Origin of the sequence: Methylobacterium sp. WL8 (assembly GCF_008040045.1) — a bacterium.
In the GTDB taxonomy this organism is placed as follows: Bacteria; Pseudomonadota; Alphaproteobacteria; order Rhizobiales; family Beijerinckiaceae; genus Methylobacterium; species Methylobacterium cerastii.
Genome location: NZ_VRVF01000046.1, coordinates 1 through 23,894, shown reverse-complemented (window position 1 = coordinate 23,894; position 23,894 = coordinate 1). Strand labels below are relative to the sequence as shown.

The 23,894-nt window shown below is 70.8% G+C and carries 15 protein-coding genes and 3 pseudogenes; 12 read left to right on the top strand and 6 right to left on the bottom strand.

Annotation, left to right across the window (positions count from 1 at the left end; all coding sequences use genetic code 11):
• Window positions 1-49: 49 nt before the first annotated feature.
• Window positions 50-3,103, bottom strand: coding sequence for a transglycosylase domain-containing protein (locus FV234_RS16580; RefSeq protein ID WP_147830424.1), 3,054 nt, complete (start codon window positions 3,101-3,103; stop codon window positions 50-52).
• Between the two features lie 371 nt (window positions 3,104-3,474).
• Between FV234_RS16580 and FV234_RS16570 the strand changes: the two genes are divergently transcribed.
• The 3 genes from FV234_RS16570 to FV234_RS16560 all read left to right on the top strand — a co-directional run bounded on the left by FV234_RS16570 (window position 3,475) and on the right by FV234_RS16560 (window position 5,967).
• Window positions 3,475-3,795 (top strand): BrnA antitoxin family protein, encoded by a 321-nt coding sequence (locus FV234_RS16570; RefSeq protein ID WP_246686217.1) that lies wholly within the window; start codon window positions 3,475-3,477, stop codon window positions 3,793-3,795.
• A 71-nt stretch (window positions 3,796-3,866) separates the two neighbouring features.
• Window positions 3,867-5,534, top strand: a complete 1,668-nt coding sequence (locus FV234_RS16565) for an alpha-amylase family protein (RefSeq protein WP_147752739.1) — start codon at window positions 3,867-3,869, stop codon at window positions 5,532-5,534.
• 64 nt (window positions 5,535-5,598) lie between these two features.
• On the top strand, window positions 5,599-5,967 hold the full coding sequence (locus FV234_RS16560; RefSeq protein ID WP_147752740.1) for a hypothetical protein: 369 nt from the start codon (window positions 5,599-5,601) through the stop codon (window positions 5,965-5,967).
• A gap of 15 nt (window positions 5,968-5,982) precedes the next feature.
• Here FV234_RS16560 and FV234_RS16555 read toward each other — a convergent pair.
• Window positions 5,983-8,326 (bottom strand): annotated as a pseudogene (locus tag FV234_RS16555) (TonB-dependent receptor).
• A gap of 269 nt (window positions 8,327-8,595) precedes the next feature.
• Between FV234_RS16555 and FV234_RS16550 the strand changes: the two are divergent.
• The 6 genes from FV234_RS16550 (at window position 8,596) to FV234_RS16525 (ending at window position 15,864) form a co-directional block, all read left to right on the top strand.
• Window positions 8,596-9,240: an MBL fold metallo-hydrolase gene (locus FV234_RS16550; RefSeq protein WP_147752742.1), complete on the top strand. Its 645-nt coding sequence runs from the start codon at window positions 8,596-8,598 to the stop codon at window positions 9,238-9,240.
• 5 nt (window positions 9,241-9,245) lie between these two features.
• Complete coding sequence (locus FV234_RS16545; RefSeq protein WP_147752743.1) at window positions 9,246-10,205, top strand: aldo/keto reductase; 960 nt, start codon at window positions 9,246-9,248, stop codon at window positions 10,203-10,205.
• A gap of 177 nt (window positions 10,206-10,382) precedes the next feature.
• Window positions 10,383-12,860: a DNA topoisomerase (ATP-hydrolyzing) subunit B gene (gene gyrB / locus FV234_RS16540; protein WP_210248460.1), complete on the top strand. Its 2,478-nt coding sequence runs from the start codon at window positions 10,383-10,385 to the stop codon at window positions 12,858-12,860.
• Between the two features lie 355 nt (window positions 12,861-13,215).
• Window positions 13,216-14,739 carry a chromosome partitioning protein ParA gene (locus FV234_RS16535; protein WP_238272069.1) on the top strand — a complete coding sequence of 508 codons (1,524 nt, stop codon included), beginning with the start codon at window positions 13,216-13,218 and terminating at the stop codon, window positions 14,737-14,739.
• 75 nt (window positions 14,740-14,814) lie between these two features.
• Window positions 14,815-15,384, top strand: a complete 570-nt coding sequence (locus tag FV234_RS16530; protein ID WP_238272068.1) for a hypothetical protein — start codon at window positions 14,815-14,817, stop codon at window positions 15,382-15,384.
• 15 nt (window positions 15,385-15,399) lie between these two features.
• On the top strand, window positions 15,400-15,864 hold the full coding sequence (locus FV234_RS16525) for a hypothetical protein (RefSeq protein WP_147830420.1): 465 nt from the start codon (window positions 15,400-15,402) through the stop codon (window positions 15,862-15,864).
• A 43-nt stretch (window positions 15,865-15,907) separates the two neighbouring features.
• Here FV234_RS16525 and FV234_RS16520 read toward each other — a convergent pair whose 3' ends face one another.
• The 3 genes from FV234_RS16520 to FV234_RS16510 all read right to left on the bottom strand — a co-directional run bounded on the left by FV234_RS16520 (window position 15,908) and on the right by FV234_RS16510 (window position 19,154).
• Window positions 15,908-16,294: a hypothetical protein gene (locus FV234_RS16520; RefSeq protein WP_147752746.1), complete on the bottom strand. Its 387-nt coding sequence runs from the start codon at window positions 16,292-16,294 to the stop codon at window positions 15,908-15,910.
• A 176-nt stretch (window positions 16,295-16,470) separates the two neighbouring features.
• Complete coding sequence (locus FV234_RS16515; RefSeq protein WP_238272067.1) at window positions 16,471-16,944, bottom strand: hypothetical protein; 474 nt, start codon at window positions 16,942-16,944, stop codon at window positions 16,471-16,473.
• 218 nt (window positions 16,945-17,162) lie between these two features.
• Window positions 17,163-19,154, bottom strand: a complete 1,992-nt coding sequence (locus tag FV234_RS16510; RefSeq protein ID WP_147752747.1) for a malonate decarboxylase subunit alpha — start codon at window positions 19,152-19,154, stop codon at window positions 17,163-17,165.
• Between the two features lie 367 nt (window positions 19,155-19,521).
• Here FV234_RS16510 and rsgA point away from each other — a divergent pair, with 367 nt between their 5' ends.
• From rsgA to FV234_RS16495, 3 genes and pseudogenes are all read left to right on the top strand, one after another.
• Window positions 19,522-20,535, top strand: coding sequence for a ribosome small subunit-dependent GTPase A (rsgA, locus tag FV234_RS16505; RefSeq protein ID WP_147830440.1), 1,014 nt, complete (start codon window positions 19,522-19,524; stop codon window positions 20,533-20,535).
• A 145-nt stretch (window positions 20,536-20,680) separates the two neighbouring features.
• Entirely contained in the window at window positions 20,681-22,318 is a 1,638-nt protein-coding gene (locus tag FV234_RS16500) for an inorganic phosphate transporter (protein ID WP_147752748.1), read from the top strand.
• A 134-nt stretch (window positions 22,319-22,452) separates the two neighbouring features.
• Window positions 22,453-23,640, top strand: a pseudogene (locus FV234_RS16495) (MFS transporter); the annotation flags it as partial.
• Between the two features lie 146 nt (window positions 23,641-23,786).
• Here the strand turns inward: FV234_RS16495 and FV234_RS27070 are convergent.
• A pseudogene (locus tag FV234_RS27070) lies at window positions 23,787-23,894 on the bottom strand (glycosyltransferase family 4 protein); the annotation flags it as partial.

Here is a 23,894-nt window from a genome sequence, read left to right as displayed (position 1 = left end):
CGCTGCAGCAGCACGGAAGGACCTCGAAGGGGAGAAGGGGGGGGCGGCGTCAGTAGCGCGGGTCGTCGCCGAACAGGTAGTCGGGATCGCGGCGGCGCGGGCGCAGGTCGTCGTCGCCGAAGGGCGAACGCGCGGTCTGGCCGGGCCAGGGCCGGTAGCCGCCCTCGACGTCGCCCTGCGCCCGCCGGCTGCGGAGCGCCGGGCGGCGGTCGCCGAACGGGTCGAGCAGGTCGGCGTCGGGGGCGCGGTTGCCGAAGGCGTCGCCGGCCACGTCGGCGCCGTCCTCGGTCCCCGAGAGGTCGCCGTCCTCCGCGTCCGGCCGCATCGCGTAGGCGTTCTCGCGCGGCAGCAGCTTGTACTGCGTGTCGGCCATGCGGCCGTCGGCGGCCTTGCGGAAGTGCTCGGTGAACCCGCCGCCCGCGACGCGCTGCCCGCTGCGCGGGTCGATCGAGACGTCGACGAGCATCTGACGCGCCTCGGGGGAGGGCGGGGCGAGCGGGGTCTTGGCCACCCCGTTGGCCCACGCCGCCTGGAAGATCGCCGACGCGATCGGCACGGAGACGTGGCCGCCGGTCTGGCCGCGGCCGAGCGTCTTGCGGGTGCCGTCGGCGTTGTCGTAGCCGACCCAGACCACCACCGTGACCTCGTTGGTGAACCCGGCGAACCACGCGTCGTTCTCGTTCTCCGAGGTGCCGGTCTTGCCGGCGACGAACTGCGAGACCCGCGACAGGGCCGCCGCGGTGCCGTGGTTGGTCACGCCCTGGAGCATGGTCTTGAGTTGGTAGAACGCCACCCGGTCGGCCGAGCCGATCCGCACCGGCTCGCGGGCGGCGTGGGCGTAGACGGGCGTGCCGTCGCGCTCGACCCCTTCGAGGGCGTAGGGCGCGGTGCGCGCGCCCTCGTTGGCGACCGCGGCGTAGAAGCCGGCGAGATCGATCATCCGCACCGGCTGGGCGCCGAGCACGAACGGATAGTACGGCTCGCAGGCCGCGTAGATCTGCGCCTCCAGCGCGATGTCGCAGACGCGCTTGAGGCTGGCCGGCGCCTTGTCCGCGATGCCGCCCTGGAGCAGGCGGGCGGTGACGAGGTTCTTCGAGAATTCCAAGCCCCGCCGCAAGGTCGTCGGCCCGGAGCCGCCGCCGTCGTAGTTCTTCGGTGACCAGCTGTCGCCGACCCCGCCGATCGGAGGCAGGGTCACGGGCGCGTCCATCACCAGGGTGTTGGGCTGGAGCCCGGCGTTGAGGGCCGCGAGGTAGGTCAGCGGCTTCAGGGTCGAGCCCGGCTGGCGCACCGCCTGCGTCACGCGGTTGAGCTGGCTCGCCGGATAGGAGAACCCGCCGGCCATCGCCAGGATGCGCCCCGTTCGGTTCTCCAGCACCAGAGCCGCACCCTGCACGGACGGCTTCACCCGGATCTCGGCACGAAGGCCCTTCTCGTCACGAGGCCCCTTGCCCTCGCGCAGCTTCACCCGGACGACGTCGTAGGGCTGCAGCTTGCCCCGCGCGATGCCGGGATCGAGCGACGCGACGCGGCCGTCGCCGAGCCCGACCTTCACGCCGTTGCGGCCGGTCTCCAGCACCACGGCGAGCGGCCAGCGCACGTCGTAGAGCACCGGCCGGGCGCTCTCGAGCGCGCGCAGCCACACGGGCTTCCCGGCCGGCGCGGCGACGGTCGCCTTCCCGCGCGCCGGCCTGCCGACGGGCGCCTTCGCCTCGGCAGGCTTGATCTCGGCAGGCTTGATCTCTGTAGGTTTGGCCTCCGCACCGGTGACGCCCGGCAGCGATTGCGGCGCGGCCTCGGGGGCGGGGACCGCCGCCTGGAGCTTGCGCACGCTCTCGGTGAGGTTGAACTCCGGCCCCGGATAGGTCTGGCGCCCGGTGCCGCGCTCGTAATTCGCCAGCCCGTCCTGCAACGCACCCTCGACCGCCCGCTGCAGCCCGGCGTTGATCGTCGAGCGCACGGTTAAGGAGTGGGCGGTGAGCGAATCCAGCCCGGCGAAGGTGCGGGCCTCGCGGGTGAGGTGGTCGACCACGTAGAACCCGGAATCGCGCCGCGCGGTCTCGACCGGCTTCAGCCCGAGGTCGGAGGCGACGGCCGCCGCCATCTCGGCCTCGGTGATCGCCCCCTCCTCCTTGAGGCGGGCGAGGACGTAGGCGCGGCGCTCGCGGGCCCGCTCGGGGTACTTGTCGGGGCTGTAGAAGTTCGGCCCCTTGGGCATGCCGGCGAGCAACGCCGCCTCGGGCAGGGTGAGTTGCCCGACCGACTTCCCGAAATAGCTCCTGGCGGCCATCTCGATGCCGTAGGCGCCGCGGCCGAGATAGATCCCGTTGAGGTAGAGCCCGAGGATCTGCGGCTTGCCGAGGATGCGCTCCAGGCGGGAGGCGACGATCATCTCGCGGATCTTGCGCTCGTAGGTGACGTCGTCGCCCACCGAGAGGTTCTTCACCACCTGCTGCGTGATGGTCGAGCCGCCGGCCGGCCGGCCGGGGGCGGCGAGGTTGCCGATGAAGGCGCGGATCACGCCCCGCTCGTCGATGCCGTGGTGGCTCTCGAAGCGCTTGTCCTCGGCGGCGATGAAGGCTTGTCGGACCAGCGGCGGCACGTCGGCGATCGGCACGACGAGGCGGCGGCCGTTCGGCTCGAAGGTCTCGGCGAAGGGCTTCCCCGAGGCGTCGAGGATGCGGGTCATGCCCGGCAGCGCCTTGTCGCGCAGGGCCTCGGCGGTCGGCAGGTCGGTGGTCGCGCGGTTGTAGAACTCGATCACCTCGCGGGCGTCGAACGGCGAGCCCTTCGGGTTCTCGCCCTTGCAGAACTGCTTGTAGCTCGTATTCAGCTCGCCGATGTCGAGCCCGTGCAGGATCTTGGGCGCCGCCGGCCCGGCCACGGCCGTCGGGTCCTCCATCGCGGTGGAGATCAGCTCGTCGAGGTTGATGTCCTCGATGTCGAAGGCCTTTCGCATGTGCGCGCAGCCGTCGCGCAGGATCTGAACGACCTGCGGACCGTCCACGGCCGGGTCGAACTGGGTCTTCAGCGCCTCGGGCTTGGTCGTGACCTGGCTCAGCGTCAGGGCGGTCGCAAACAGCTTGATCAGGATGGTGTTCATGCGATCCGGGGCACCGGCACGGCTGGGTTTCTCAGCGCACGCCGACCTTTGGCGCGGGCGGCTGAACAGGGCGTGCACAACGCGGCTGTTTTAAGGAGCCTCCCAGGCTCGGGGCTTGCGTGCGGCCGCGTATTGACGCCTCGTATGGACACGTTACGGTGAGGTGCGATGTTCGAGTGGGACGAGGCCAAGCGCCGGACGAATCTGCTCAAGCATCGGCTCGACTTCCGAGATGCGGCCGCCCTCTTCGATGGCAGACCGCGGCGAGAGACGCCAGTTCACGGTCGCGATCCTGGACGACCTGTTCGTCACCCTGATCTGGACATGGCGGAGCGAGACGCGGCGAGCGATCTCGATGAGGAGAGCACGCAATGGAGAGCGGGAAGCGTATCGTCAGCTATCCCTCCGCGGAACTGAAGGCGATGGTTGAGCGCGGGGAGAGCGAGACCGACTGGGAGGCCGTGAAGGCCATGACCAATGCCGAGGTCGAGGCCGCGATCGCGTCCGATCCCGACGAGGCGGGGCGGGAGATCGACTGGAGCAAGGCGGTCTTCCACCCCGAGTCGCGCAAGAAACCGATGACGATCCGGCTCGACGCCGACGTGCTGGCCTTCTTCCAGGGCCAGGGACGCGGGTACCAGACCCGGATCAACGCCGTGCTGCGCGCCTACATGGAACACGCGCGGAAGTAGCCGTCCGTCCGTCCGTTCCGTCGCCGCGCCCGGACGCCGCGGCCCCTTCGACCCCGACGAGGGCCACGCGCATGATCAACGACCTCTGGTACAAGAACGCGGTGATCTACTGCCTGTCGGTCGGCACCTTCATGGATGCCGACGGGGACGGGATCGGCGATTTCGCCGGGCTGGAGCGGCGGCTCGACTATCTCCAGGGGCTCGGCGTCACCGCGGTCTGGCTGATGCCGTTCCAGCCCTCGCCGAAGCGCGACGGCGGCTACGACATCGCCGACCATTACGGGGTCGACCCGGCCTACGGCTCGCTCGGCGACTTCGTCGCCTTCACCCACGCCGCCAAGCAGCGCGGCCTGCGGGTGCTGATCGACCTCGTGGTCAACCACACCTCGGACCAGCACCGCTGGTTCCAGTCCGCCCGCTCCGACCCGGATTCGCCCTACCGCGACTGGTACGTCTGGTCGAAGGAGAAGCCGGCCACGGCCTCCGAGGGCATGGTGTTTCCCGGTGTCCAGAAGACGACCTGGACCTGGGACGCGCAGGCCAAGGCCTACTACTTCCACCGCTTCTTCGACTTCCAGCCCGACCTGAACACGGCCAACCCCGCGGTGCTGGCCGAGATCCTGAAGATCATGGGGTTCTGGATCGAGCTCGGGGTCTCGGGCTTCCGCATGGACGCGGTGCCCTTCGTCATCGCGCGCAAGGGCGCCGACGTGGCGGGTGCGCCGACCGAGCAGTTCGACATGCTGCGCGACTTCCGCGAGTTCCTGCAATGGCGCAAGGGCGACGCGATCATCCTGGCCGAGGCCAACATCCTGCCCAAGCAGGACCTCGACTACTTCGGCGACGACGCCGACCGCATGCACATGATGTTCAACTTCCAGATCAACCAGGCGACGTTCTACGCGCTGGCCGGCCACGACGCGCGGCCGCTGGCCAAGGCGATCGAGCGGACGAAGCCGCGCCCGCTCTCGTGCCAGTGGGGCATCTTCCTGAGGAACCACGACGAGCTCGACCTCGGCCGCCTGACCGAGAAGCAGCGCCAGACCGTCTTCGAGGAATTCGGCCCCGAGAAGGGGATGCAGCTCTACGACCGCGGCATCCGCCGCCGCTTCGCGCCGATGCTCGACGGCGACCCGCGCCGCATCCGCCTGGCCTACTCGCTGATGTTCACCCTGCCCGGCACGCCGGTGCTGCGCTACGGCGACGAGATCGGCATGGGCGACGACCTGTCCCTGAAGGAGCGCGACTGCGCCCGCACGCCGATGCAGTGGACCCCCGAGGCCCAGGGCGGCTTCACCCGGTCGGCGACGCCGACCATGCCGCCGATCGACCACGGCCCCTACGGCTACGCCCACGTCAACGTCGCCGACCAGCGCCACGACCCGGGCTCGCTCCTCAACTGGATGCAGAGCATCATCCGCCTGCGCAAGGAGGCGCCGGAGATCGGCTGGGGCGACGTCACCGCCCTCGAGACCGGCCGGCCGGCGGTGCTGGCGCTCCGCTACGACTGGCGCGGCAACGCGGTCCTGTGCGTGCACAACCTCGGGCCCGGCCCGACCGAGCTCGCTCTCGACACCGGCGTCGCCGCGCCGGACGGCCTCGTGCTCGTCGACCTGCTCACCGGCGCGCGGAGCGAGGCGGACGAAGACGGGCGCCACTGCCTCTACCTGGAGGGCTACGGCTACCACTGGTTCCGGGTCGGCGGCCTCGACGCGCTCCTGAAGCGCAAGCCGACCTGAGGGGCGCGGACGCCTCGCGCTTGCGCCCCCGGCAGGGTAGGGGGGAGCACGAAGCGAGATGCCGATGCCCCGACGCCCCCCTCTTTCGCCCGATGCGACCATCGCGGACGTGCTGCCCGACCTGGAGGACGGCGAGGCCTACCTTCGCGCCGTGCTCGCCACCATGCGGATGTGCCAGAAGCATTTCGGCGACGCCGCGGTGCGGATCGGCGTCACCGCCAAGGGCGGACCGCCCTCGTACCGGATCGACCGCCCGGCGCCGGACGGCGCGGAGGGGCGGGTGCTGTTCGGCGCCTATGGCGGCCGGTCGCACGACCGCTTCACCCAGGTGAACACCGCCGAGACCCGCTGGAGCAGCCGGGCGCTCGGCATGGCCGAGATGCTGGCGCTCCACGACGGGTTCCGCCGGCCGAAGGGCGGCGCGTCAGAGTAAGGCGCCGGGCGCGCGTCAGAACCGCAGCCGCATCCCGGTCATGAAGGTCCGCGGCGGCCCGGCGAAGATCGCCCCGCTCGTGCCGGCCAGGACGGCGCGGCCGTTCTGCAGGCCGGTGACGGCGTTGAGGGAATTGGCGAGCGGGTTGGCGGCGCCGACAGTGGCCGTGTCGAACACGTTGCGGACCTCGCCGTAGAGGTCGAGGCGCCGGGCGTAGCCGACGAGCGCCGTCGCGTAGTGGACGTTGAGGTTCAGGACCGCGAAGCCCGGCACCCGCAGCAGGTTGGCGTTGTCGAGGAAGAAGCCGTCCTGCATCACCGCTTCGGCGTAGGCGCCGAGGCCGGCGAGCGGCCCGGCCGGCACGTCGTAGCCGATCCGGGCGAGGACCTGGTGCTCCGGCACCCCGACGATGCGATTGCCGGCCCGGTCGAACGCGGCGGCGAAGGCGCCGGCCGCCAGTCGCTCGACGAAGCGGGTGTAGACCTGGGCGTCGAAGCTGTAGGCCAGCGTCCCCCGCCAGCCCGAGCCGAGGGCCGCCTCCGCTCCGAGCTCGATGCCGCGGTGCTCGGAGGCCGGCACGTTGAAGGTGTAGGACAGGAGCCCCGCCCCCGGGGATTGGCCGACCAGCTCGTTGCGGAAGAACTCGTAGAATCCGGTGAGGCTGACGCGCACGCCCGCCAGCGGCGACCATTCCGCGCCGAGGTCGAAGCCGAGGTTCTCCTGGGGCCGGAGCCCGGTGTTCGAGCCGGGGATGCCGGCCGGCGTGACGAACAGGTTGCCCACCGACGGGGTCGCGTAGCCGGTGGCGACCCGCCCGCGCAGGGTCCAGTCCGCATCCGGCCGGTAGACGAGGACGAGCTCGGGCGCGACGTTGACGTAGGCCGGGTCGACCGGGGTGACCGCGGAGGCGGCGCCGGCCTCCGTGTAGGCGAAGATGGTGTTGCGCCCGGAGATCGCGGTGCGCGTCGCGCCGACCCCGAGCACGGCGGTCCAGCGGTCGGACACGGCGATCTCGGCCCGCGCCCGGCCGCCGAGGTTCTCCTGCGTCGCCTCCTGCAGGCCGACCAGCGCGCCGAGCCGCGGGCCGCCGAAGGCCGCCCGGTTGAAGGTCGGCGCGCGGATGTCGATGGTGTCGTAGCCCAAGGCCAGGAAGCCGGTGGCGGCGAGCCCGAACAGCTCGCCGCGCCGGGTCAGGTCGGCGGCGAGGTTGAGCGACGGCAGGCTGGCGCGGCCGGCCTGCACGTAGAACCGCTGGTCGTAGGAGCGCGCGTCCGTAGCCGGCCTGGACGCGCCAGGTCGTCTGCGCGTCCACGTCGTGCTCCCAGCGCCCGGCGACGACCGTGCGGCGGTCGTCGCGCCCGAACCCGCCCTCGTCGGCGGTCAACGCCACGGTGCGGCCGGAGACGCCGTTGCGCAGGAGCGCGACCGTCGCGCAGCCGGGCGCGGCGGCGGACGCGGTCTCGCAGCCGCGCTGGTACGGGTTGAGGGTGAACTGGTTCAGCGACGCGCGCACCGGCAGCCCGGCGGAGACGTGGTTGTCGATCACCTTGAGGGTGAAGCGGTCGTCCGCGCTCGGCGTCCAGCTCGCCAGCAGGTTCACGGTCTGGGTGTCGAAGCTCGAATGGCCCTGGTAGCCGTCGCCGCGCGCGTCGCTGGAGAACAGGCTGATCTCGAACGGGCCGCTCGCCTGGCCGACGGCGAAGGCGCTGTTCACGACGCCGAAGCTGCCGGCGTCGACCGCGACCTCGTAGCCGTCGATCTCCCGGCCGGTGCGGGTGCGGAACGCCAGCGCGCCGCCGCTGGCGTAGTTGCCGAACAGCGCCGATTGCGGCCCGCGGAACACGTCGATGCGGGAATAGGCGCGGGGGTCCGACAGGTCGAAGCGCGAGGCGCCGTCGGCTTGCGTCACCAGGAACCCGTCCTCCAGCACCACCATGTTGCGGGTGATTCCGGTGGAGCGGGCGTTGTTGCCGCGGATCGAGATCACCACGTCGCGGCCGCCGAGCCCCTGGCGGACGGTGACGCCGGGGCTGTTGGCGAGCACCGCGCCGATCGTCGTCGGCGGCCGGTCGTCGATCGTGCCGTCGCGGCCGACCGACGTCACCACCTGGCCGACCGGGTTCTCGATCGGAGCCGGCGCCGACCCGGGCGGAGCGGATACGCCGAAGGTGCGGGCCAGGAGGGCGCGGCTCGCGCCGGCGGGGGCCTCGCTCGTCACCGTCAGAGTGTCGAGGGTGACGCCGTCCTCGGCCCGCTCCCGGGCCGCCGCCGCGGACGGGAGCTGGGCCAGGGCCAGCGCCAGGGCCGGCGCGATCCGCCGGGCGCGGGCGCTTGGCCCCGGATGCCGGAACGCCCTCATTCGACGCGCGGCGCGGCCGGCGGCCGTGCGGCGGCGTCGAGGAGTGCGGGCGGCACGGACACAGGCACGGGCGGATCCGCGGGACGACATAGGATTGCGCACAAGGTTGTATCGGTTGCGCGGTCAACCAACCAGCGGAGTCCGGCGGGGCGCCGGTGAATCGGCCCAGCCGTCGCATTTCGGATACAAGCGTCCGTGGGGTGCGGCTCGATCCGATACGGGCTAGAACGTGTGGACCTCGCGCCCTCCAGTTTCGTGAACGGACGACCATGCCAGGCACGCCCCGCGTCGGGATCATCCCGGTGACGCCCTTCCAGCAGAACTGCACCCTGATCTGGGACGCGGCGACCAAGGTCGGCGCCGTCGTCGACCCCGGCGGCGACCTCGACCGGATCGAGGCGGCCATCGCCGAGCAGGGCGTGCGCGTGGAGAAGATCCTGCTGACGCACGGGCACATCGACCATGCCGGCGGCGCGGCCGAGCTGCGCGAGCGCCTGGGCGTGCCGATCGAGGGCCCGCACGAGGCCGACCGCTACCTGCTCGACTCGCTGCCCGAGACCGGCGCCAACTACGGCATCGACGGCGCCCGCGTCGTGACGCCGGACCGCTGGCTCGACGAGGGCGACGCGGTCACCGTCGGCCCGCTGGCCTTCGACATCCTGCATGCGCCGGGACATTCGCCCGGCAGCGTGGTCTTCGTCAGCCGCGATGCGCGCTTCGCGCTGGTCGGCGACGTGGTGTTCAAGGGCTCGGTCGGACGCACCGACCTGCCGGGCGGCAACCACGACCAGCTCATCCGCGCGATCAAGGAAAAGGTGCTGCCGCTCGGCGACGACCTCGCCTTCATCCCCGGCCACGGCCCCACCGGGACGCTCGGCGAGGAACGGGTCTCGAACCCGTTCCTGCAGGGTTGAGCGCGATGGAACAGCGCCCCCTCGGCCGCTCCGGCCTCGCCGTCGCCCCCCTGTGCCTCGGCGCCAACGTCTTCGGCTGGACGGCCGACGAGACCACGTCGTTCGCGATCCTCGACCGCCTGGTCGAGGCGGGCCTGAACTTCGTCGACACGGCCGACGTCTACTCGCGCTGGGCGCCCGGTCATGCCGGCGGCGAGTCGGAGGCGGTGATCGGGCGCTGGTTCGCCGCGCGCGGCCTGCGCGACAGGATCGTGCTGGCGACCAAGGTCGGCATGGACATGGGCGAGGGCCGCACCGGCCTTGCGCCCGCGCGCATCGCCGAGGCCTGCGAGGCGTCGCTGCGCCGGCTGCGGACCGACCGGATCGACCTGTACCAGTCGCATGCGGACGACGCGGCGACCCCGCAGGAGGAGACGCTGCGCGCCTACGAACGCCTGATCCAGGCGGGCAAGGTCCGGGCGGTCGGCGCCTCGAACTTCTCGGCCGTTCGCCTGCGCGAGGCGCTGGCGATTTCGGAGCGCGAGGGCCTGCCGCGCTACGAATGCCTGCAGCCCGATTACAGCCTCGCCGAGCGCGGCTACGAGGCCGATCTCGAGCCCCTGTGCCGCGAGGCGGGGCTCGGCGTCATCGGCTACTTCTCGCTGGCGGCCGGCTTCCTCACGGGCAAGTACCGCTCGGCGGAATCCGCCGCCGGCCGCGCCCGCGAGAACCGGGTTTCCAAGTACCTGACGCCGAAGGGCTTTGCGCTGCTGGGCGTCCTCGACGCGGTCGCCGCCGAGCACGACGCCACCCCGGCGCAGGTGGCGCTCGCCTGGATCATGGCCCGGCCCGGCGTCACCGCGCCGATCGCCAGCGCGACCTCGACGGCCCAGCTCGACGAGCTCGTCGGCGCCGTGACCCTGCGGCTTTCGCCGGACGCGGTCGCCCGGCTCGACGTGGCGACGGCGGGCGGGATTCAGGTCTAACCCGGCGTTAACGCGGCGCGGTCAGAACACGGGAACGAGCTTGGCCGTGCGTGCCCGGAAACGATGCAATTTCAAGGCGGAACGCCTATATGGGGCGGACTGATCGAATCGCAGGCGGGGCTGCTCCCAAGCGGGCGCCGGACCCTCGCGCTCAGACCCGCCTGCCCGAGGACCTTGATGTCTGACCAGAACCCGAACGACCCGTCCCAGGGCGCCGTGCCACCCGCCGAGTTCGTCGACGCCTACGGCGCGGAATCGATCCGCGTGCTCAAGGGCCTCGATGCGGTGCGCAAGCGCCCAGGCATGTATATCGGCGACACCGACGACGGCTCTGGCCTCCACCACATGGTCTACGAGGTGGTGGACAACGCCATCGACGAGGCGCTGGGGGGGCACGCCGACCTCGTCACCGTGACGCTGAACGCCGACGGCTCCTGCACCGTCTCGGACAACGGCCGCGGCATCCCGGTGGACATCCACAAGGAGGAGGGCGTCTCGGCGGCCGAGGTCATCATGACCCAGCTGCACGCCGGCGGTAAGTTCGACCAGAACTCCTACAAGGTCTCGGGCGGCCTGCACGGCGTCGGCGTCTCGGTCGTCAACGCCCTGTCGCAATGGCTGCGCCTGCGCATCTGGCGCAACGGCAAGGAGCACACGATGGAGTTCCGCCACGGCGACGCCGTGGCTCCGCTCAAGGTGGAGGGCCCCGGCGAGGGGCGTAAGGGAACCGAGGTCAGCTTCCTGCCCTCGACCGACACCTTCACGATGATCGAGTTCGACTTCGCGACGCTGGAGAAGCGCCTGCGCGAGCTCGCCTTCCTCAATTCCGGCGTCCGGATCGTGCTCACCGACGCGCGCCACGCCGAGCACCGGCGCGAGGAGCTGTACTACGAGGGCGGGATCGAGGCGTTCGTGCGCTACCTCGACCGCTCGCGCAAACCCATCGACGGGGTCAGCAAGCCGGTGATGGTGCGCGCCGAGCGCGACGGCATCCGCGTCGAGGTGGCGTTGTGGTGGAACGACTCGTTCAACGAGACCGTGCTGCCCTTCACCAACAACATCCCGCAGCGCGACGGCGGCACCCACATGGCGGGCTTCCGCGCCGCGCTGACCCGCCAGGTCACCGGCTACGCGGAATCCTCCGGCATCGCCAAGCGCGAGAAGATCACCCTCACCGGCGAGGATTGCCGCGAGGGCCTGACCGCAGTGATCTCGGTGCAGGTGCCGGACCCGAAGTTCTCGTCCCAGACCAAGGACAAGCTCGTCTCCTCCGAGGTGCGCCCGGCGGTGGAGAACGTGCTCAACGAGGGCCTGTCTAACTGGCTCGAGGAGAACCCGTCCCAGGCCCGCTCGGTGATGAGCAAGGTGATCCTGGCCGCCTCCGCCCGCGAGGCCGCGCGCAAGGCCCGCGAGACCGTGACCCGCAAGGGCGCGCTCGACATCGCCTCGCTGCCGGGCAAACTCGCCGACTGCCAGGAGCGCGACCCGAGCAAGTGCGAGATCCTGCTGGTCGAGGGCGACTCGGCCGGCGGCTCGGCCAAGCAGGGCCGCGACCGGACGTTCCAGGCGGTGCTGCCGCTGCGGGGCAAGATCCTCAACGTGGAGCGCGTGCGCGCCGACCGGATGCTGGGCTCGGCCGAGATCGGCACGCTGATCACCGCGTTGGGGGCCGGGATCGGGCGGTCCTCGACCGACCGCGAGGGCTTCAACCCGGACAAGCTGCGCTACCACCGCATCATCATCATGACCGACGCGGACGTGGACGGCTCGCACATCCGCACCCTGCTGCTGACCTTCTTCTTCCGGCAGATGCCGGAGCTGATCGAGCGCGGGCACCTCTACATCGCCCAGCCGCCGCTCTACAAAGCCGAGCGCGGCCGCAAGGCGCTCTACCTCAAGGACGAGCGCGCGCTCGAGGACTACCTGATCGACCAGGGCGTCGAGGGCGCGACGCTGACGCTGGCGTCGGGCGCCGCGTTCGGCGGGCCGCAGCTCAAGACCCTGGTCGAGGAGGCCCGCGCCTTCCGCGGCATCCTGCTGAACCTCCACACCCGCTACGACCGCTCGGTCGTCGAGCAGGCGGTGCTGGCCGGCGCGTTCCGGCCGGAGGCGGCCGAGCATGCCGGCGAGGCCGAGGTGCTGGCCGACGTGACGGCCAAGCGCCTCGACGCCATCGCCGACGACATCGAGCAGGGCTGGCAGGGCGAGGCGGCCGACGGCGGCTACGTCTTCGGGCGGACTCTGCGCGGCGTGCGCCAGGTCGCGACGCTGGACGCCGGCCTGATCGCCTCGCAGGAGGCGCGGCGCCTGGTCGACCGCGCCGACGCGCTCCGCGAGATCTACGGCGAGCCGGTGACGTTCTCGCGCAAGGGCGAGTCGACGGTCCTGCACGGGCCGGCCGCCCTGTTCGAGGCGGTGATGGCCTTCGGCCGCAAGGGGCTGCAGCTCCAGCGCTACAAAGGCTTGGGCGAGATGACCGCGCAGCAGCTCTGGGAGACGACGCTCGACCGCGACATCCGCTCGCTGCTCCAGGTGAAGGTCAAGGATACCGAGGAGGCCGGCGACCTCTTCGTCAAGCTGATGGGCGACGTGGTCGAGCCCCGCCGCGAGTTCATCCAGGAGAACGCGCTGAGCGTGGCGAACCTCGACGTGTAAGACTTATCCAGGGTGCGGCGGCGGTCGAACCACGGAACGCCGCAGGTTCGCCGAGATGTCTCGGCGTGGCCGCACTCTTCAGATCTGAAAGCGATCCCGCCTTTTCCACAGGAGAATAAGTCTCTCGTCGAGCAAGTCATAACCTTGCTCAGCGTCGGTCGGACGTTTTGACTTGGGAAAACTTGAATGTTGGCAATGCCTTTCTCTGATATTGCATGCGCCGTTTCGTCGAAAATTTACTGTCATGCTTTTTAATTTGTAGAAAAAGTGCTAGCTATGCGCGGCAGAAGGCTCGCAACGGGCCGGCATGCCGTGGAGAAGTGTCGCTGCGATGGCTTGGACGTCCTTCCGAAACGTGCTGTCGCCGACACCGCCCGCTCCCTCGCCTTCCCCCTCGCCCCAGCGCGAGGCGTCCGAACGGGCTGCCCGGGCCGATCGAGGCCTGCCGCAGGCCGACGTCCGCGCCGCCGCCTCCACCGAGCGCGCCAAGCCCAAGTCGGAAACCCTCCGCTCCTCGCTCGACTCGATCGGCCAGCGCGACGAGATCGTCCGGCAGCGGATCGAGGCGATGGTCGATCGCCTGGACGACCTCCGCACGCTGCAGGACGACTTCTCGTCGATCCTCGAGCCGATCATCAGCATCAGCGACGAACTCCCGCGCGCCAGCATGCGCATCGCGGAACTCGAGACGTCGCTGGCCCAGGAATTCCAGTCCGGACGCACGATCCGCCTCGAAGTCGCAGAGCTGTCGACGCGCATCTCGACCCTGGCGGGCGAACTGTCGGATGCGCTGGCCCGCGCGAGCCGGGCCGAGGATCATCTGCAGGCCGGGGAGGCGACGGTGGCCACGCAACGCGTGGAACTGCGCGACAAGACGCTCGCCATCGAGAACCTGGACCGTCAACTGTTCGCGGAGATCGAGCAGACCAAGGCCCTGACCGGCGAGAACAAGGCGCTTCGCCTGGAGGCTCAGGCCGCTGACAGCGCCCTCGCGCGATCGGAACACGATCTGCTGGGCGCCCGGGAGAGCCTGAGTGCCTTGGAGCAGGAAAGCCGTAGGCTCCAGGGGCTGAGCGAGGAGCAGGCCGGGCAGCTCTCGGAGCTGGCGGCCCGGCACCGGAACCTGGAAGGGATCGCGGAGGGCGAACGGCAGCGCCTGCGCGCCGTCGAAGCCCAGCTCGCCGCCGAGACGGCTTTGCGCGAGCGCAACGAGGCGCAGCACGAAGCCGAGATGACGACGCTGCGCACCGAGCGTGCGGGCTTGGCGATGAAGCTGGAGGCGGCGACCAACCGGGCCGATTCCCATGAGCAGCTGCTCACGCAATCGCGCAATCAGCTGCGCGAGAAGGACGAGGCGCATCGCATCGCCGACCGCAACTTCAAGGAGGCGAGCATCGCCCGCACGACCGCGGAACGGCGCCTCGACTCCCTCCAGAGCGATCTGGCCCGTCAGACGGAACGCTTCCTCGAGATGCAGCGCCTGCGCGCGGAACTCGATGCGCGATGCGACATGCTCAGCAAGGCGCTGGCCGCGAAGGATGCCGCCCTGGAGCAGGCAGGCGTGCGCAACGCGGCCCTCACCGAGCGGATCGAGCAGATCGTTCATCGCCAGGAAGCCGCACGGACGGAGTTCGAGACGACGACGCGCCGCCTGACGGAGGATCTCCAGAACGAGCGCTCGGAACGCGCCCTCGTGCAGGGCGCGCTGGACATCGCCCGGGAGACCCGGGTCACGCTCCAGAAGCAGTACGAGGCCCTCAAGCGCTCCGGGCGCGGCTGGCGCGGCATGGAGGAGGACATGGGGCGGCCGGGCCCCGATGCCGCCCCGCAGGAACCGAGCAACGTGCGTCCGTTCCTGCATCCGGACCAAGCCAGCTAGCGTTCTTTCCGCGGACGTGGACGCCGGTCCTGCGAAAGAAAGCACGTCATAACAGAGACCTAGAGCCGCTCCCGCTTGCAGCGCGACAAGGAACGGCTCTATCCCCAACCGATCATCCGGGAATTCGCCATGTCCGACACTGCTCAAAAGGATGCGTCGTCGTCTTCGGGGTCCGCGATGATGCTGCGCGCGTGGCAGGTCAACGCGGGCAAGCCGGGCGAGAAGATCGTCAGCCTTCTGCCGTCGTTCGAGAACACGGCGGGCGGCGAGGCGGCGGGCGCGCCCGAAGGGGGCGGCGCCCCCCTGCGCGAATGGTCCTCCGCCATCGATCTCATCCAGGAGGCCAGCGAGGCGATCCGCATCGGCGAGCAGAGAGCCGCCGAACTGGAAGCGCAGCTCAACCACGTGGTCACGCAGGCCTCCGAGGAGATGCGTCGCCTCAACCAGCAGATCGCGGCCGGGGAACAGAAGTTGGCGCGCGCGGAGGAACGGGCCCGCCTCGCCGAGACCCGCGCCGGCGACGCCGAGGCGCGGGCTGGTGACGCCGAGGCCTGGCTGGTGCGCCTGCACGATGCGGTGTTCGCGGCCTTCGGCCAGAGGAAGGCGCAGGAAACGGATTCGTCGCACGCCGACGCCGCCGGCTGAGCGAGCCCCCCGCCTGTGTCGGATTTCATGGTGTCGGACAATTCGAAGGCCGGAAAGAGCGGCTCCGTCGTCCTCTACGTGCCTTCGCGATCGGCGGGGTTCGATCCCGAAACGGCGCTCAGGCTCATCGCCCAGGCCAGCGAGGGCATGCACCGCCTCGAGGCATGGCGGCAGACCATCCAGATCCAGGCCAACAAGCTGGTGTATCAAGTCCAGCGGGAACGCGAGGCGTTCGCGGCGGACATCGACGCATTGAACTACGAGATCGTCGTGTTGCGCCGGGAGGTTACCGAACTTCAGGCCGCCCTCACCGAGGCGAGGATCGCGAAGGACGCCTCGGCGATGCAGTGCGAGGCGGCCAGGACCCGAGCCGCGGATGCGGACCGGAAGACCCTCGCCGCGGAAGAGCGGGCGCAGACCGCCGAGGACTGGCTCGTGCGCCTTCAGGGCATCATCAGCGACGAGTTTTCCGCATCCTGAAGGTTCCCCTCGGCGCCGATCGCCCCGGACCCTCGGGATCGCTTCACCGGGTCTGCGTGTCGCCCTTCGCGGGCTTGGTGTTCGAAGACTCGGTGTTCGAAGACTCGGCCTTCAGGCAGGCATAGGTTCGCCTGAGCCAGATCTGCGCTTCGGCTTCCGCGGCCACCGCGATGGCGGCGCGATCCTCCGCAAGCCGCGCCCGCGCCTCGGCCTGCCGAAGCCGCTCCTCCGCCCCGTCGGCGCGCAGGCTGGCCGCCACGGCCGCGGCTTCGGCGGTGTGGGCTCGCCGCTCGGCCTCCTCCGTCTGATCAAGGCTGCGGCGGATCATCGCCCGCGCGTGCCGGGACATCGCCTGCGCGACGTCGTGCATCCGGCGAAGGTGCGCGCCGGCCTCGCGGATCTGCGCGATGGCCGACGGCCAATCGACCACCTGACCCGGTCCGGACGGTCCGCCCGCGACCTCCGGAGCCGCGAACAGAGGAACGACCGTGTTCGCCGCCGTCGCATCGGCCGCGACCCTCGAACGGCCGCGCCCGGCCTCGGCCGCCCGGACATCCGGCTCATCCGCCATCGGCGCGGCCGCGGGACGTCGCGCGACAGGGGCCATCAGGCACTCCGCTTCAGGTCCGGATCCAGGCCGAACTCGCTCGCGATCGTGTCGTAGACGCGGGACAGCCAGTCCTCGGCGATGCGCGCCCGCTCCTCCGCCGCAGCCACCCGCTCGTCCGCGGCCCTGAGCAGGGCATCGGTTCGGCTCTGGATCTCGACCACCCGCGCCTCGGCCGCCCGGACGCGCTCTCCGGCGCTCTTCACATCCTCGCGGACGCGTTCGAGAACCTCTTGGACGTGCATCTCCTTCTTCTGGACCGCGGCCTCGACCGCGCGGGTCTGATGGGCCGCGTGACGGACGCAATCGATCAGCTTCGACCAATCCTGCGACGGCGAAGGCCGCGCCGGGACGGCTGCGACGCTGCCGCCGGACGTGCCGACCAGCCGCAGTACGTTCGCGAGATGGCTCTCGGCGGCCGGCGCCGGCTCGGAGGCCTTCTCCCAAGGATACTCGTTCGCCGGACCCATCATGACCCTTCCGCCACCGCCACCGTCATCCCGAATATGCCATCCGCGGGCCGTCCGGGAGAAGCCGTCTAGGAAGCGTGAAAAGGCCGCCTTGTCCACCCGGACGATGCCATCCCGCCACGGGCGGATGTGCGACCGCGATCGGGCCGGCGCTCACCGGCCCTGTTCCGCCTGCGTGGGTCTCAGGCCGAAGCCGGCCCGGACGACCGCCGGACCGTGGGTCAGCTGGCGGCGCGCAACGGGATGACGTCGGCCAACGCCTGCTGCGCGGCCGCCTCGCGCTCGGCGGCTTCGAGGAAGGCGTGGGCCTCCGAGCGGCGCTCGAACACGTGCGGGGCGAGGCCGCGGCGGCTCAGGGCCTCCTGCATCTTCAGGCGCAGGAAGGCGCTCGTCGCGTAGCGCGTCGTCGTGAGGTAGTGGTACTTCGACAGGTACTCGATCATCTCGGCGTAGTCGTCGTAGAGGTTCTCGCCGATGCGGAACCCGTCGTGGTTGACCACCGAGTTCACCCGCTGCCCGGCCTTCAGGCAGGCGGTCTCGAGCACCTGCCGCAGGGCGTCGATGTCGCCCTTCGAGCGGACCTGCCAGCCTTCGAGGTTGACGAAGAGCAGGTTTCGGCCCGGGTCGTAGCTGACCCGGTCGGGCAGGTTGAGGTTCAGGAGGTCGGCCAGGAGCTCCATCGGCTCGTCGCGGAAGATGCGCAGGTCCATCGGGATCGGGTTCTCGATCACCGGCGTGAAGTCCATGTGGGCGAGGATGTCGCGGCCGATGTCGATGCCCGGAGCCACCTCGATCAGCTCCAGCCCGGCCTGCGTCAGGTTGAAGACGCAGCGCTCCGTCACGTAGAGCACCGGCTGGCGGCGCTCCTGCGCGAACGGCCCGCTGAAGGTGTTCTGCTCGACGGCCGCCACGAACTTGCGCGAGCGCCCCTCCTGCACGATCCGCAGGCGCCCCTCGTCGATCTCGGTGACGAGGCCGCCGGAGGTGAAGGTGCCGGCGAACACCACCTTGCGGGCGTTCTGCGAGATGTTGATGAAGCCGCCGCAGCCGTTGAGCCGGCCGCCGAAGCGGCTGGTGTTGACGTTGCCGGCGCCGTCGCATTCGGCGAGCCCCAGGCAGGTCATGTCGAGGCCGCCGCCGTCGTAGAAGTCGAACATCTGGTTCTGGTCGATGATCGCGTCGGCGTTGGTCGCCGCGCCGAAGCTCGAGCCCGAGGCCAGCACGCCGCCCACCGCCCCGGCCTCGGTCGTCAGGGTGATGTAGGGGGTGACCTTCTCCTCGTTGGCGACCGACGAGATGCCTTCGGGCGCGCCGACGCCGAGGTTGACCACGCCGTTCGGCGGCAGCTCGAACGCGGCGCGGCGCGCGATGATCTTGCGCGCGTCGAGCGTCATCTTCTTGAGGCCGGTCACCGGCACGCGGATCTCGCCGGCGAGCGCCGCGTCGTGCTGGACGCCGTAATTCATGCGGTGGTGCTCGGGCGGCGCCACCACGACGCAGTCGACCAGGATGCCCGGCACGCGCACGTCCTTGGGCTTGATCGAGCCCTGCTCGACGATGCGCTCCACCTGCGCGATGACGATGCCGCCGTTGTTGCGCGCCGCCATCGCCTGGGCGAGGTTGTCCAGCGTCAGCGCCTCCTTGGAGACGCAGAGGTTGCCCGACGGGTCGGCGCTGGTGGCGCGGATGAAGGCGACGTCGATCTTGGTGGCCCGGTAGAACAGCCACTCCTCGCCCTCGACTTCCACGACCTTGACGATCTCCTCGGTGGTCAGGGTGTTCACCCGGCCGCCGCCGTGGCGCGGGTCGACGTAGGTGTGCAGGCCGACCTTCGAGAACAGGCCCGGCTGGCCGGCCGCGCAGGCGCGGTAGAGCTGCGAGATCACGCCCTGCGGCAGGTTGTAGCCGCGGATGCGGTTGTCCTGGGCGGCCTGCGCCACCTTCGGCATCCGCCCGAAGTTCGCCGCGATCACCCGCCCGAGCAGGCCCTCGTGGTGGAGGCGCCCGGTGCCCAGCCCTTTGCTGTCGCCGGCGCCCGCCGTCATGATCAGGGTGAGGTTGCCGGGCGCGCCGGTCTCGACGAAGCGCTTCTCGAGGGCGGCGTGCAGCGCCTCGGGGATGCAGCTCTGCACGAAGCCGGTCGTCGTGACGACGTCGTCGGTGCGGATGAGCGCGATCGCCTCGTCGGCGCTGACGATCTTGTTCTTCTTCACGCCACTCTCCCTGCCGACGACCGTTCCGGTCTCGTTGCCGCTGTTCGGCGGCGCCTGTTGGGTCAGGCTCTATTCTTGACGGATCGCGACGGGATGGCCGCGCGAAACCGCATTCGGGGAGGTTAGGGCAAGCCGGCGCCACCCTGCAAACGAACATTATTTGTCGGGACGTTGAAATTAACTCGCTCGTCGGCCGAGAGAATATTGCATTCAGTCGGGCGGGGCTGGAACGCCAACCGCGGGCGGTCGCCGGGTCTCCTCGGCGAGTTCGGCCGGTCCGCGGCTCGCTGGTCAGCCGGCCGGCGCCGTGTCATGGGCTGAAGCCGTGACCGATCATCCCCACGCCCTCCCGGCCGCAGGCGCGGCCTTGTCATCCCCAGGCGCTCCCCTGCCGACCGAAGGCGCGGCCAGCCTCGGCTGGTCCGACTTCTTCGAGGACCAGCGCGCGCCGGCCGAGGCCGACTTCGCGCCGATGCGGATCGCCCTGGTCCACCGCTCCCGCCTGACCGCCCTGTCGACCGCCGGCCCCGTCGAGCTGCTGCTGCCGGTCCACGCCAGCACCGGCGACGTGACGGTCGGCGACTGGGTCCTGGCCGACCCGCGGACCCTGACCCTGCACCGGCGGCTGTCGCGCAGGACCGTGCTGCAGCGGCGCACCGAAGGCGGCAAGGTCCCGCAGGTGGCGGCCGCCAACGTCGACACCCTGTTCGTCGTCACCTCGTGCAACGCCGACTTCAACCCGGCCCGCCTGGAGCGCTACCTCGCGCTCGCCAACCAGGGCGGCACCGATCCGGTGATCCTCCTCACCAAGGGCGACCTGACCGACGACGTCGAGGCCTACCGCCGGCAGGCCGCAGCGCTCCAGCGCGGGTTGTCGGTGGTCGGCGTCAACCCGCGCAGCCCGGACGCCGCGGCGGCGCTGGCGCCCTGGTGCGGGCCCGGGCAGACCGTGGCGCTGGTCGGCTCGTCCGGCGTCGGCAAGTCGACGCTCGTCAACACGCTGGCCGGGCCCGGCCAGGACGCGCCGCAGGAGACCGGCGCGATCCGGGAGCACGACGCCAAGGGGCGCCACACCACGACGGCGCGCTCGCTGCACGCGATGGCGGGCGGCGGCTGGGTGATCGACACGCCGGGGATGCGCACGCTCCACGTCAGCGACGCCGCGGAGGGGATCGAGACGCTGTTCGCCGAGATCACCGAGCTGGCGCCCGACTGCCGGTTCCGCGACTGCACCCACGCCCACGAGCCCGGCTGCGCGGTGCAGGCCGCCATCGCCGAGGACGCCCTCGACCCCGACCGCCTGGACCGCTGGCGCAAGCTCGTCGAGGAGAACCGCGACAAGACCCCGGCGACGGCGCCCCGCCGCCCGCGCAGGCACTGAGCGCGCGACCGGTCTTCAGGCTTTCGGGGAGTCGTAACCGCGCCGTCCCGCGCGGATCGGCCGTCCGTGCGCACGGCGTCACCGGACCGTCATGCGCGGCGCCTATCCGAAGGCGGCTGAACTCCGATCGCCGTCGAGATCCATCATGTCCGATTCCGCCAGCCTGACGCCGCCCCGGGTGGGCGCCGAACCGCGGCGCGCCTCGGGTCCGACGCTCGATCGCGGCATGCATCCGGGCGGGATCATCGCCTTCCTGCTCGTCCTGGTGGCGGGCCTGGTCTACGCCGTCGTCAGCCTGATCGCCGACATGAACGCCGTCGGCCAGTCGCCGCTGGCGATCGGCGCCTTCGTCCTCCTCGGGCTCGCCCTGCTGATCGCGCTCGCCTTCGAGTTCGTGAACGGCTTCCACGACACCGCCAACGCGGTGGCGACCGTGATCTACACCCACTCGATGCCGCCGCTCGTGGCGGTGATCTGGTCGGGCGCCTTCAACTTCCTCGGGGTGATGCTGTCCTCGGGCGCGGTGGCCTACGCCATCGTCACGCTGCTGCCGGTGGAGCTGATCCTGCAGGTCGGGTCCGGCGCCGGCTACGCGATGATCTTCGCCCTGCTCATCGCCGCGATCATCTGGAACCTCGGCACCTGGGCCTTCGGCCTGCCGAACTCCTCCTCGCACGCGCTGATCGGCTCGGTGATCGGCGTCGGGCTCGCCAACCAGCTGATGGCGCCGGAGGGCTCCGCGACCTCGGGCGTCGACTGGGCCCAGGCGCTCGGCGTGTTCAAGGCGCTGCTGTTCAGCCCGCTCATCGGCTTCGTCGCCGCGGCGCTCCTGCTGCTGGCGCTCAAGTTCACCGTGCGGCGCAAGGACCTCTACGAGGCGCCGAAGGGCGACACGCCGCCCCCGCTCTGGATCCGCTCGCTGCTGATCCTGACCTGCACGCTGGTCTCGTTCTTCCACGGCGGCAACGACGGCCAGAAGGGCATGGGCCTGATCATGCTGATCCTGATCGGCGCCGCGCCGACTGCCTACGCCCTCAACCGCACCATGGCCGACGACACCACGCCGGCCTTCATCCAGACCTCGCAGAACGCCAGCACGGTGTTCGCCAGCCACGCCGGCACCACGGCCCAGCCCGACGCCGCGGCCGCCCGCAAGGAGGTCTCGGACGCCCTCAAGACCAAGGACCTGAACCAGCCGGCGGTCTACGGCGCGCTGGCCGCACTCTCCACCGACATCGCCGCCAACGTGAAGAACTACGGCGCGATCAAGCAGGTGCCGGCGGCGCAGACCTCAAACCTGCGCAACGACATGTACCTCGCCACCGACGCGATCCGGCTGCTGCCGAAGAACGGCGCCAGCTTCTCGGAGGCCGAGGCCGGCACGCTGAAGGCCTATGCGGGCCTCCTCAACGACGGCACGCGCTACATCCCGACCTGGGTGAAGGTCTGCGTCGCCCTGGCGCTGGGGCTGGGCACCATGGTCGGCTGGAAGCGCATCGTCGTCACCGTCGGCGAGAAGATCGGCAAGACCCACCTCACCTACGCGCAGGGCGCCTCGGCCGAGCTCGTGGCCGCCGGCACGATCGGCCTGGCCGAGGTCTACGGCCTGCCGGTCTCGACCACGCACATCCTGTCCTCGGGCGTCGCCGGCACCATGGCGGCCAACGGCTCCGGGCTGCAGATGTCGACCGTGCGCAACATGGCGCTGGCGTGGGTGCTGACGCTGCCGGCGGCGATCACCCTGGCGGGCGTGCTGTTCTTCATCCTCCGCCACGTGTTCTGAACAGGGCCGCGCGGGCCGCGACGCGGTCCGCGCCCTGGCTCGAAGGTTGCATGCCAGGGCGCCGACGCCCGGACGCACCGCGCGGCGGCCGGCGCCGCCCGTGATCGCAGGCCGGGTCCCTCGCGCGGACTCCGATGCCGGCCCTGGTCCAACCCGTGCCCACGATCCCATCCGCGGCCGAGCGCGCGACGCGCGAGGCCGCGTACCGGACGATCACGTGGCGGCTGCTGCCGTTCTTGATGGCCCTCTGGATCCTGTCGTGGATCGACCGGGTCAACATCGGCTTCGCCAAGCTGCAGATGCTGGGCGACCTGAAGTTCAGCGAGACGGTCTACGGCGTCGGCGCCGGGATCTTCTTCGTCGGCTACTTCCTGTTCGAGGTCCCGAGCAACCTGCTGCTCGAACGGGTCGGCGCCCGCAAGACCATCGCCCGGATCACCATCCTCTGGGGGATCTGCTGCGTGGCGATGATGTTCGTCACCACCGTGCCGGCCTTCTACCTGCTCCGGCTCCTCCTCGGGATCTTCGAGGCCGGGTTCTATCCCGGGGTGATCCTGTACCTGACCTACTGGTATCCGACCGGGCGGCGGGCCCGCGTGTTCGGCCTGTTCATGTCGGCCTCGGCGCTCGCCGGCGTGATCGGCGGACCTCTGGCCGGCACGATCATGACGGGCCTCGACGGCGCCAACGGCTGGTCCGGCTGGCAATGGGTGTTCCTGATCGAGGGCATCCCGTCGATCCTCGCGGGCCTCGTCACGCTGGCCTACCTCACCGACCGGCCCGAGAAGGCCGGCTGGCTCGCGCCCGAGGCGCGGGCGCTGGTCGCCGCCGACCTCGCCCGCGACGCGGCGGCGCTCGGCCCCCGCGAGCACCGGATCCTGGCCTCACTCGCCGACCTGCGGGTCTGGCAGTGCATCGCGATCTTCTTCTGCATCGTCACGGCCAACTCCGCGCTCACCTTCTTCGGGCCGACGATCGTGCGCGAGGCCGGCTTCACCGATCCGGCGACAGTCGGCTGGATCATGTCGGGCGCCTACCTCTGCGGCGGGGCCGGGATGATCCTCAACGGCCGGCATTCGGACCGGACCGGCGAGGCGCGCTACCATTGCGGGCTCGCGGCCCTGGGCGGCTCCGTCTCGATCGCGCTCCTCGGCTTCCTCGTCCCGGGAAGCCCTTACCTCGCGCTCGCGGCCCTGACGCTGGCCATCGTCGGCACGATGAGCGCCATCCCGGTGTTCTGGCAGATCCCCGGCCAGTTCCTGGCCGGCTCGGCCGCGGCCGCCGGCATCGCGCTGATCAATGCGGTGGCGAACCTCGCCGGCTTCGGCGCGCCGGCCGCCATGGGCTACCTGAAGGAGGCCACGGGCTCGGTCTCCACCGGCCTCTGGCTCGTGGCGGCCTTCGAGTTCGCCACCGTCATCCTGATCCTGGCGTTCATTCCCGCCCCGGCGCCCAGGCGGCAGCCGAATCGTGCGCCGCCCAGGAGGTCGGCCTTGCGGCGGTCGTCCACGGGGCCGAGGTAGGTCGCGTCGTCGCCCAAAAGCGGGCGCACCCGCTGCTCGAAATAGTCCGGGTT